Raw genomic sequence first — 10603 nt, forward strand, 5'->3', positions numbered from 1 at the left:
TCGACGGAAGGATGAGGTGAGTGAACAATCTTCCCCGCCCCGGCAGCGCCCCCGCCGCGTCATTCGGCCTGGAACTGAACGAGGCGGCCGCCCGGCTCGCCGCGGTGCTGCAGGTCGCGCGCTACCATGGCGTCGAACTCGACCCGGAAGCGTTGCGGCTGGCGGAAGGCGCTGGCTTGCCGTCCCCGGCCACCCTGGTGGAATGGCTGAAGGAGGCCGGCCTGTGGGCGCGCGGGACCAGGATCAGCTTCCGCAATCTGTTGGGCGTGGACGAGCCGGCTCCGATCCTGCTGCTGCTGAACGATGGCGGCGCGGCGCTGGCGGTGGGGCGCGACCGCGAACGGCAGGTGGTGCTGCTGCGCGACCCGCTCGCTTTACCCGGCGACCCGCCGACGCAGGTGGATGAATTGCGCCTGAGGCAGTCCTGGAACGGCGAGGTGCTGCTGGTCCGCGCGGCGCGGGAAAGCGAAGAGGAGCGTCCGTTCACCCTCGCCACGCTGACACGGCTGGTGTGGTCGGACCGGCGCGTCCTGCGCGACATCGCGGTCGGTTCGATCGCCATCACCGTGCTCAGCGTCCTACCGATCCTGCTGGTGATGCGCACCATCGGTACGGTTCTGCAATATAAAAGCGCCAACACGCTGGCGCTGGTGGCCGTGATCATGCTGCTCTGCGTGGCCTTCGACCTGCTGCTGCGCTTCGGCCGCAAGCTGCTGGAAGTGGTGCTGGCGGCCAAGCTCGACGCCAAGCTGAACCTGCTGATCTTCGAGCGGCTGGTCAGCCTGCCGGTCGATTTTTTCGAGCGCCAGCAGGCCGGACAGACCGCCTACCGGATCGGGCAGATTCATCATGTGCGGGAATTTCTCACCGGCCGCCTGATGAACACCTTCATCGACGTGTTCATGGTCGCGCTGCTGCTGCCGCTGCTGTTCTACATGAACGCCACCCTGGCCTGGACCATTCTTCTCGCCGCCGGGCTGATCGCGCTGATCATCGCGCTCTTTCTCCGCCCGCTCGGCATCATGACCGGCAAAGTCATCGCCGCGGAAGCGGCGAAGGGCTCGGTGCTGGTGGAGACGATCTACGGCATCCGCACGGTCAAATCGCTGGCGCTGGAGCCGGCCCGCAGCGCCGATTGGGACCGCAAGGTCGCCAACACCGCGGAGGCCTTCATGGAAGCCGGACGGCTCTCCAACTGGCCGGAAAGCCTGTCTTTGCCACTGCAGCGCTACTGCCAATATGGCGCGTTGATGCTCGGCGCCTATCTCGCCCTGAAGTCCAACAACCCCGTCGATATCGGCGCGATCACCGGCTACATGCTGCTCGGCGGCCGGGTGGCCGGGCCGCTGGTCAGCCTCGCCACGGTGATGGAGGATGTGCAGCGGGCGCGCGCCGCCATCGCCCAGGTGGGCGACGTGCTGAACCGGCCGAACGAGAAGCGCGCTTTGACCCAGGGGCTGCGGCCGCGCTTCGAAGGCGGCATCGAATTCACCGACGTCACCTTCCGCTATGAAGGCGCCAAAACACCGGCCCTGGACAAAATCAATTTCAAAATCCCCGCCGGCACGATGCTGGGGCTGGTGGGCCGGTCAGGCTCGGGCAAATCCACCGTGACTCGGCTGTTGCAAGGGATCAACCGCGACTATGCGGGGGCCATCCGCATCGACGACACCGATCTGCGCGAAATCAATTTGCGGCATCTGCGCAAGAATTTCGGCATGGTGCTGCAGGATAATTTTCTGTTCCGCGGTTCTGTGCGGGACAATATCCTCGCCGGCCGGCCGGGCCTGTCTTTCGAGGATGCCGTGCAGGCGGCGCGGCTGGCCGGCGCCGAAGAATTCATCGAACGGCTGCCCAACGGCTATGACACCTTCATCCAGGAGGGCTCGCCCAACCTTTCCGGCGGGCAGAAACAGCGCCTTGCCATCGCCCGCGCGCTGGTGGCCGACCCGCGGGTGCTGATCCTCGACGAAGCCACCAGCGCGCTCGATCCGGAATCCGAAGCCCTGGTGAACGCCAACCTGCTGCGCATCGCCACGGGGCGCACCATGGTGATCGTCTCGCACCGGCTCTCCTCCTTGATCGATTGCGACCTGATCATGGTGCTGGACCAGGGCCGAACCGTGGATATCGGCCCGCATCGCGAGCTGGTCGAGCGCTGCGCCATCTACCGGCATCTCTGGTTCCAGCAAAACCGGCATCTCGATCCACAGGGAAACGCCCATGACCACAAACCCCTCGTCACGCCCAATGCGTGACCCCGCATTGGAGACCACGCCGATGGCGCTGCTGGAGTTCCAGTCGCCGACGGCGGCGGTTCTCGCCACGCCCATGCCGGCCATGGGGCGCGGCATCAACTGGCTCATCAGTGCGTTGGTGGTCAGCATCGTCGCGGCAGCGGGCCTCATCCCCGTCGACATTCTGGTCAGCGCCCCGGGCGATCTCGTGGCCGTCGCGCCGGATACGGTCGTGCAGGCCTTCAGCACGGGCGACGTGACATCCATCGTGCGCAGCATCGAAGTGCAGCCCGGCGAGCTGGTGCGCAAAGGCCAGGAGCTGGCGCGGCTCGATCCGACCTACGCGCGCGCCGACCTGACGGCGCTCACCGCACAGGAGCAGAGCTACGCCGCCCAGGTGGCGCAATTGCAAGCGCAGGAAAACGGCACCGCATATGACCCCGATCCCGCCAACCCGGCCTCGGCGCTGCAACTGCAAACCTATCGCCAGCAGATCGGCCAGTACGACTTCACCATCCAGGGTTTCGATGCGAAAATCGCCGAACTGCGCACCGATATCGAAGGGTTCAAGGCCCAGGCCGCCTATTACCAGCAGCGCCTGGGCATCGCCAGCAACGTCGAAACGATGCGCCGCCAGCTGCAGAATTTGCAGGTCGGCAGCAAGCTGGACACGCTCTCCGCCACCGACGACCGCGTGAACATGCAGGCCGAGCTTGCCAGCGCGGTGTCGTCGGCCGCGGCGGATGCGCGCGAACTGGCCTCGCAGCAGGCGCAGCGCAACAGTTTCGACGCGCAGTGGAAAGCGCAAATCTCGCAGCAACTGGCCCAGGCCATCAACAGCCTGGCGCAGGCCCGGCAGGCTCTGACCAAAGCGCTGCTGAACGAGCGCGAAGTTGACCTTACCGCGCCGCGCGACGCCATCGTGCAGTCGATCGCGCCGATTTCGGTCGGCTCGGTGCTCCAGGCCGGGGCGACCTTGATGACGCTCACGCCCACAGACGCCAGGCTGAATGTGGAAGCCAATGTCAGCGGCGAGGATTCCGGCTTCGTGCGGGTCGGCGATCATGTCACGATCAAATTCAACACCCTGCCGTTCCTGCGCTACGGCACGGCCGAAGGGACGGTCCGTGCGATCAGCCCGGAAAGCTTCAACCCGCTCGACACGCAGGCGCCGCTCGCCACCGGCACCCCGCTGCCGGGAGCGCCGCAGACTTTGTACTACAAGGTGCGGATTTCCCTCGACCGGGTGCAATTGCACAACCCGCCGCAAGGCTTCCGTCTCGTGCCCGGCATGCCGCTGGAGGCGGATGTGAAAGTCGGCACCCGCACGGTGCTGAGCTATTTCCTGCAACGCATCATGCCTGTCGTCTCCGGGAGCATGCATGAGCCCGGCTAGAACGATCTAACTTCAACCACCAAGAAGAGTGAGAAAATGTCCACGAGTCACATTGATGGATCTATCGTTTTCACAAATATTTCCGGACGGGATGTACGGTTTTTTATTAAAAATCCTTACGATGTGATTCAATCTCATCATTCTCGAGGTGAATTTTACGAGCCAGAAGAATTAGGCATCATCAAAGATTTTTTTCCTCGTGGCGGGGTTTTTGTTGACATTGGCACAAATGTCGGAAACCACACACTATATGTCTGCAAATTCCTGAATCCGAGGCAGGTTATTACATTCGAACCTAATCCAGACGCGATTTCTCTTCTCCGCACCAATATATCCCTCAATGATCTGACGCACCTCGTCGATTTATCTTGCCTTGGCGTCGGACTCTCCGATGCCCAGGGAAAGGCATTTCCTTCGATACCGCAGAACAATCTCGGCGCCACACGCATGATTGACAGCGACGACGTCAGTGCGCTTCCTCTGGTTCGCGGAGACGACATGCTGCAACACCGCCGAATTGATTTCATAAAAATGGATGTTGAGGGAATGGAGGTCCGCGCCCTTCACGGGTTGGAGGAAACAATCGCCCGGTGGCGTCCGGCTATGTTCATTGAAGTTGACGAAAGGAATGCAGGGGATTTTGACAGCTGGGTTCAGCGCAACGGCTATATCTCAGCGCAGAGATTCCGTCGCTATACGGAAAATGAGAATCATATGATTGTTCCCATAGAACGAGCTGTCTAAAAACATTTTTCTTACCCACATCAGCCCCGTCCGCCAATAGAGGAACCGTCGAATCGCAGACTCGGCCGCGGCCCCTTTATCCCCGTCAAGCGGACACACATTGCCCATTTCATCCGGCGTCCCGCTGGACGCCGGACTATCGTCATTCCATTTTTAGTCTGCAATGAACTGCTGTAATCCGACTTCATACGCCACATCAGAACGCCCTGAGGTCAAAGCCGGAAATGCCATTGGTATGGACTCTTTCGCCAAAAAATCCAGGCCGGGGAAAAATTTCTGCATCATGAAGCGCTGAAGATGGTGCTGCGGGAAACAACGAGAGGTGCTTTTGTCGTGTAAAAAATGCAAGCATATTCCCTGAGTATCATGGAATCCATCCACCTTGAACTTTGACATTGCCTCAAGGCTGAACTCGCCATCCTCATTCCAGTCGATGGTCGGAAATTTAATCTCCTCCCAAACCCTCCTTTTAAATGCATATGAGAACCCGAATCCAAGCTCATTATTTACAAAACCAAGATTATTTTCCGGACTCAGCATCGTCAGTTCCACGCCCTCGTGGCCGCAGCAATAGTGCGGCCCTTCTTTCTGCATCAAGTCCCAATAGCCGAAAAAATCAGACCTGACATCATACATAAACCAACCCCGAAGATTGATCAGATCGGCATCAAGCTCGGTCAGGGCAGCCACCATGGAGCTGACGTAGTTTGGAGCATAGTAATCGTCGTCGTCGAATTGAATGATGATCTCGCCCCTGGCCTGTTCGACCAGAATGTTCCGTTTCTCCCCAATTGAAATTTTTCTGTCTATGTATTGATAGAAAATATTCTCATCGGTCAAATCGCCACGACATTCAGTGGCCTGGGGACTGTCATCGAGGATAAGCCACTCGATATTGGTGTAATTCTGACGGCGAAAATACGTCAGCGCATTCTTCAAGAACCTATCACGGTTGTGCGTGGGGGTTATCACACTGACCATGCCGGAGGTGCTTTGCGCCGTAGCCACAGCAGGCATCGCAAGCGGCACGCCTGGGGAAGACGACCCTGCCGGCCAGATCATGACGTCAGTAAAGCTCGAGGGATCCTGTTGAGGCAGCTTCTCCAGAGCGAAACGCGCATTCGACATCACGCGTTGCATATCCGCGCCGGAGAGTTTTCCGGTCTCGAGAATTTTCAGGCTCGCATCGAGGCAATCCCGGTACCTTCCGGACCAGTAGGCATTGACCGCGAACTCATCCAACAGGCCGGTCTCGTAAATCCAGGGTTCCACAAACAGCGCATTCGACGGCATGGAAATCCCTAGCCCGCGTTTGGCGATCTGATACCCTTCTTCGTTGCGCCCCTTGTTGCGGCAGAATCGGCTTGCCCCATGCAGCGCCTCGGCCCGTGTCGGCAGCGCGGCCGTGGCGCGAAGGTAAGCGTCGATGACCTCCTGATCCGGATGGCCGAGCTGTTCTTTCAACTGCGCCGCATTATATAGGCTGACAAAAACCTCTTCTTGCCAAAATCCGAGCTCGGCTCTCGCCAGATAATGCGGCAGTGCATTTTCCGGCATATGGCTGTCACGGTAGCTTTGCGCCAGGTAAAACCGGTAGCGCGCACGCAGAAATGTGTTCGTCTCGGTCTGCAAGGCGCCTTCGAGCACGCCGACGTCGCGCAAATAGGTCTTCGGGTCTTTCCGGCGGGCTCCATCGTGATTGCGCCGCATCCGGATTGCGGAGAGATGCTCGGCCCAGTCGGCTCCGTCACAGGTAAGATATTCGTGCAACACCCCCTCATAGCGCCAAGGCATCGCGCTCCGAACCAATTGCGTCCGCTGATACACCGTGGCGGTGTCGCTGATCTCCACCGTATATGAGCCGGCGGTCAGTGTCGGCATCGTGGTGCCCGGCGCCATCTCCAGCGTGTCGTCCGCATCAATGATGAATGTATAATCGCTCTTACCGCGCGCCAGATCCAGCGCCTCCGAGCGGTTATAGGCGAAATCCCGCCAAGGCCGCTCATGCAGCTCGCCCGGCACGTCACGCAAATGCGCACGGATGATGTCCTGGGTGCCGTCGGTGGATCCGGTGTCGACAATCACCCAGTAATCGATGATTGGCAGCACACTATCGAGGCACCGGCGGATCACCGGCGCCTCGTTCTTAACGATCATGTTCAGACAAATAGTCTGGCCGGCTTCATTCATCGAAGACTCCCTGGGCTCGAAGGCTGGCATATGGATGCCGTTGGAAACGGTTGGGGTACGCCTTATCTGTAGAGGCATGACGCTGCTCACCGCGCCGCTGGAGCTTGGAGGAAGTTGGGGTCAATCGTTGCGGACGGACGCGGCAGCCGTGATCGAACGCATGCGCAGGGCCTGCTTGGCCGGCGTGGCGCTGCTCTCCGAGCGTCAGCCCGCAAAACTCCGCGTCGACAACCATGCCGGCAGCAACCCCTCCATCTGGCTCCAGAGCGAGGAGCCAATGACGGGCTGGATCATTGTCATCGTCGGCACGCGAGATTGGTGCAATTTGGCTTATCAGTTCGGGCACGAACTTGGGCATGTATTCGGCAACAGCTGGGAGCTGGATGCCCGGCCGCGCAGCCCCTGCCAATGGATCGAGGAGGCGCTGGTCGAAGCATTTTCCCTTCGCGGCCTCTTGCGTCTGGCGGATGATTGGGAACGCGCCCCCCCATTCCCGAACGACGCCGTTTATGCCAGCGCCATTCGAAGCTATCGGGAAACCATCCTCTCTGGCGATCGAACAACCGCGCAGGACGAAGGGGTATCGGCGGGGTTCGGGGCCTGGTTCAGGACACACGAGGCGTGCCTCAGCGGACAAGGCGGTCTGCGTACTGCCCGCGGGGCCGTCCCGACCATGCTCGACCTGCTGGAGAACGATCAGGACTTGGTCGCGGATATCGGGGCACTGAATCGCTGGCCTGAACGGAGTGGCGTGCCTCTGTATGACTATCTCGACCTCTGGGAGCAGAGCTGCGCGGCGTTGAACGCTCCCGGCCGATTGCCGGTGCGGCTGCGGGAACTTCTTGCCGGCCCGTGAGGCATGTGCGCCCATTGGCTGCGCCCGCGGGGTCACGCGATGCCAAATAATGTCATTGCGGCCAACGGCTTCCATTTCGGTCAGCTGCCGGCGACACGGGCCGCTTGAGCCCTAAGCGGGTCGAGTTCGGCCAACTCGCTGGCCGCTTCCGGTACGCCGAGCGCGGCCGCCTGTGAGTACCAATGGCGCGCGGTTTCGATATCGCGTGGTCCACCCAGGCCGCGCGCGGCATAGCGCGCGAGCATGAGGGCGGCGATGGGGTGGCGGCGCGTGGCGGCCTCGGTGAACCAATGCCGCGCCGCGTCGAGGTCGGTTTCAAGATCATGTCCGCCGGCATACAGCGCACCGAGCGCGAACATCGCGCCCGCATGACCTGCCGGCACTGCGCGCAGGAACCAGGATTTTGCCAAGTGATGGTCACGCGCGACGCCCCTTCCATCCACATGCCGTTCGGCGAGCGCCACCTGCGCTTCCGTCATGCCGGCGGCGGCGGCGCGGGCAAACCAATAAGCAGCGCCGGCCTCGTCCATCTCCGCACCGCGACCCTCGGAAAGCATCTTGGCGTACCAAAACTGCGCATCCACCACGTCTTCGGCCGCGCGTTTCAGCCAGGAGGCCGCGCACGCGTCGTCGCGTGGCACGCCGATCCCCTCGGCGAGGCAGACCGCATAGTTGAATGCGCCGATCGGGTCACCCTGATTGGCCGCGCGCTCAAACCATTCATGCAGCGGCGGCTGATCAACGGCGAGAGATACATTGCCGCTCTGCAGCAAGGCGGCGAGATCCGCCTGGGCACGCAGATCGCCAGCCTCGGCTGCGTATCGGAGCCAAACAGCCGCCTCGTCAGGGTTCCGACCGATCCCCGTGCCGTTGAGATAAAGCATACCCAGCGCCCGCGCAGCCGCTTTGTGCCCACGCTCGGCGGCAACGCGGAACCAGCGGGCGGCTTCGACATAGTTCGGCGGCAGGGCGCCGTCGCGCGCATACATGTCGCCCAGTAGCGCCGCCGCCTCAGCGTCGCCGCCAAGCGCCCCACGGCGCAGCCAACTTTCGCCGTTCAGCAAATCGGTCGGTCCACCCCGGCCTTCAAGCAGCAGCAAACCAAGCCTTGCCTGTGCCAGACCGAGCCCGGCCTCCGACGCGATCTGGTAATGATGCCGTGCCAACGCCTCGTTCGCCGTCGTACCGACTGCGCGTTCGGCACCGAACCCAAGCAGATAATGCGCGGCCGGCAATCCAGCTTCCGCCGCGCGCATGAGTTGATCTCGTGCGGCGGTGCTTTTCTCCGCGGTATCGGCGCGCAGCATCAGCGCAATGCCGTAACCGAGCCGCCCCTGCGGGCAATTCTGTTCCGCGGATTTTCGGTACCAGTTGAATGCGGCTTCGGGGTCGCGCAGTGCCTCGGGGCCTGCCGTGAGAATATAGGCGAACAAGGCCTGAGCATCCGCCATTCCCGCTTCCGCTGCGCGACGCGCCCAAGGCAAGGCCGCATGATAATCGGCCTCCTCGCTCGCTTCGGCCGTCGCGAACAGCCCGGCCCAATGCACGGTAGCAGCCTTGGGCAGGCCGAAGAGATAGAGCTGGGCGAGCCGGCATTGCGCGCCCGCATGTCCCGCCTTGGCGGCATGCTGGTACCAGCGCGCGGCCTCCGACGCATGGTGCTGCGTACCTTTGCCCTCAAGATAGTGTTCGCCGACGATGAAGGCAGCTTCGGCATCCCCCGCCTGGGCCGCTGCCGCGAACAGCACGAGAGCGCGTTCCGGTGCGGTGTCCGCAATATGTTCGGCACGCGCCCGTGCAAATTTCGGAGAGCGGGTCGCGAAGCGATCAAGCAGCTTCGCAAGAATGTTCAACCTAGCCATGGGGGCAGGCATCTCTGGTCTCCTGCAAAGACGGCCAGGCTCTGATGAATTGGCTCCGATCAGGAGGCGATGCAAAGGCCATTTCTTTTCGACCGATCATGTGAGGGTGGTTGATATTCCAAGAAACGTCTCGAATTTGTTCGTCAAGACAGCAGAAGAGACCAGCCTTTTCAGCTGGTCTCTTCTCGTAAAATTTGCTGTTAGAATGAGTGGAAGTTCAGATGATGCAGACTGTTTTCTCCGTTCGGGGCCCCCATGGCGCCCTGATGGTTGGTTGAGTTGGTCATCACTCCGCCCACCGTGGATCCGTGGCCCGTGTGGTTTGTCGTTATCGTTCCACCCGTATTCGCCTGGTCCTTGGTGTGTGCCAGCCACGACGAGACCCCTTGCGGCAGAATATCCTTGGGAGTCATGCCTGCACTCAGCTTCTGCATAATGTTCTGGAGAGAGTTTTCACCGCCAATCTTGGAGGTGTCAGACGCCGGCCCGCCGCTACGCCAGCCATTCTGGGTCTGAGTTGTCGCAAAGTGCATTTGGTTGCTGTTGGAGACGTGTTGACCCCACCCTGATGGGGCATTGTGGTCGTTACCTTGGCCATTTGCCCCCTGCTGCTCATTGCCACCGGGGTAGCCATTCTTGCCGGTTGCACCCTGGTGATCGTTACCGCCGGGGTAGCCGTTCTTACCGGTCGCCCCCGTGTGGCCGGGGCCACCAGGATAACCCGGCTTACCTGTGTGGCCGGTGCCCCCGGGATAACCTGTCTTACCAGTGGCGCCGGTGGCCCCAGTGTGGCCGGTCTTACCGGTCGCGCCCGTGGGTCCGGTTTTCCCGGTATGGCCCGTCTTGCCCGTCGCACCTGTCGCGCCGGTCTTGCCGGTTGCCCCGGTGGCGCCCGTCGCGCCGGTTCTACCGGTTGCACCCGAGGCACCAGTCGCTCCGGTATTGCCGGTCGCGCCAGTCGCACCGGTTCTGCCAGTTGCCCCCGTGGCACCCGTGGCACCGGTGTTGCCGGTGGCACCCGTCGCGCCGGTGTTGCCGGTGGCACCTGTCGCACCCGTGGCACCGGTATCGCCAGTCGCACCCGTCGCACCCGAAGTTCCGGTGGCACCTGTCGCACCCGTGGCACCGGTATCGCCGGTCGCGCCCGTCGCACCCGAAGTGCCGGTGGCGCCGGTCGCACCCGAAGTGCCGGTGGCACCGGTCGCACCCGTCGCACCCGAAGTTCCGGTGGCACCGGTCGCACCCGTGGCGCAGGTATCGCCGGTCGCACCCGTGGCACCGGTATCGCCAGTCGCACCCGCGGCACCGGTATCGCCGG

6 protein-coding genes and 1 pseudogene are annotated in these 10603 nt (G+C 61.9%); 4 read left to right on the forward strand and 3 right to left on the reverse strand.

The window, feature by feature from the left end; all coding sequences use genetic code 11:
• Nucleotides 1-20 precede the first annotated feature (20 nt).
• The 3 genes from VNC39_RS01800 to VNC39_RS01810 are packed head-to-tail and all read left to right on the forward strand — an operon-like array spanning nucleotide 21 to nucleotide 4377.
• Nucleotides 21-2258, forward strand: coding sequence for a peptidase domain-containing ABC transporter (locus tag VNC39_RS01800; protein WP_325395583.1), 2238 nt, complete (start codon nucleotides 21-23; stop codon nucleotides 2256-2258).
• Nucleotides 2224-3633: an HlyD family type I secretion periplasmic adaptor subunit gene (locus tag VNC39_RS01805; RefSeq protein WP_325395585.1), complete on the forward strand. Its 1410-nt coding sequence runs from the start codon at nucleotides 2224-2226 to the stop codon at nucleotides 3631-3633. The genes VNC39_RS01800 and VNC39_RS01805 overlap by 35 nt, the downstream gene beginning before the upstream one ends.
• A 36-nt stretch (nucleotides 3634-3669) precedes the next feature.
• The gene (locus tag VNC39_RS01810) at nucleotides 3670-4377 is read left to right on the forward strand and encodes an FkbM family methyltransferase (protein WP_325395587.1); all 708 of its coding nucleotides are present in this window, start codon (nucleotides 3670-3672) and stop codon (nucleotides 4375-4377) included.
• 153 nt (nucleotides 4378-4530) lie between these two features.
• Here the strand turns inward: VNC39_RS01810 and VNC39_RS01815 are convergent, their stop codons facing one another.
• The gene (locus VNC39_RS01815; RefSeq protein WP_325395589.1) at nucleotides 4531-6567 is read right to left on the reverse strand and encodes a glycosyltransferase; all 2037 of its coding nucleotides are present in this window, start codon (nucleotides 6565-6567) and stop codon (nucleotides 4531-4533) included.
• Between the two features lie 148 nt (nucleotides 6568-6715).
• Between VNC39_RS01815 and VNC39_RS01820 the strand changes: the two genes are divergently transcribed.
• Nucleotides 6716-7423, forward strand: a complete 708-nt coding sequence (locus VNC39_RS01820; protein ID WP_325395591.1) for a hypothetical protein — start codon at nucleotides 6716-6718, stop codon at nucleotides 7421-7423.
• A gap of 80 nt (nucleotides 7424-7503) precedes the next feature.
• Here VNC39_RS01820 and VNC39_RS01825 read toward each other — a convergent pair whose 3' ends face one another.
• Complete coding sequence (locus tag VNC39_RS01825) at nucleotides 7504-9297, reverse strand: tetratricopeptide repeat protein (RefSeq protein ID WP_325395593.1); 1794 nt, start codon at nucleotides 9295-9297, stop codon at nucleotides 7504-7506.
• A gap of 188 nt (nucleotides 9298-9485) precedes the next feature.
• Nucleotides 9486-10603 (reverse strand): annotated as a pseudogene (locus tag VNC39_RS01830) (hypothetical protein); the annotation flags it as partial.

Origin of the sequence: Acidocella sp., from assembly GCF_035535915.1 — a bacterium.
In the GTDB taxonomy this organism is placed as follows: domain Bacteria; phylum Pseudomonadota; class Alphaproteobacteria; order Acetobacterales; family Acetobacteraceae; genus Acidocella.

Excerpts from the sequence above, each read along its gene's own strand:
- VNC39_RS01805 (WP_325395585.1), top strand. The coding sequence starts at position 2,224 with ATGACCACAAACCCCTCGTCACGCCCAATGCGTGACCCCGCATTGGAG.
- VNC39_RS01810 (WP_325395587.1), top strand. The coding sequence starts at position 3,670 with ATGTCCACGAGTCACATTGATGGATCTATCGTTTTCACAAATATTTCC.
- VNC39_RS01815 (WP_325395589.1), bottom strand. The coding sequence starts at position 6,567 with ATGAATGAAGCCGGCCAGACTATTTGTCTGAACATGATCGTTAAGAAC.
- VNC39_RS01825 (WP_325395593.1), bottom strand. The coding sequence starts at position 9,297 with ATGCCTGCCCCCATGGCTAGGTTGAACATTCTTGCGAAGCTGCTTGAT.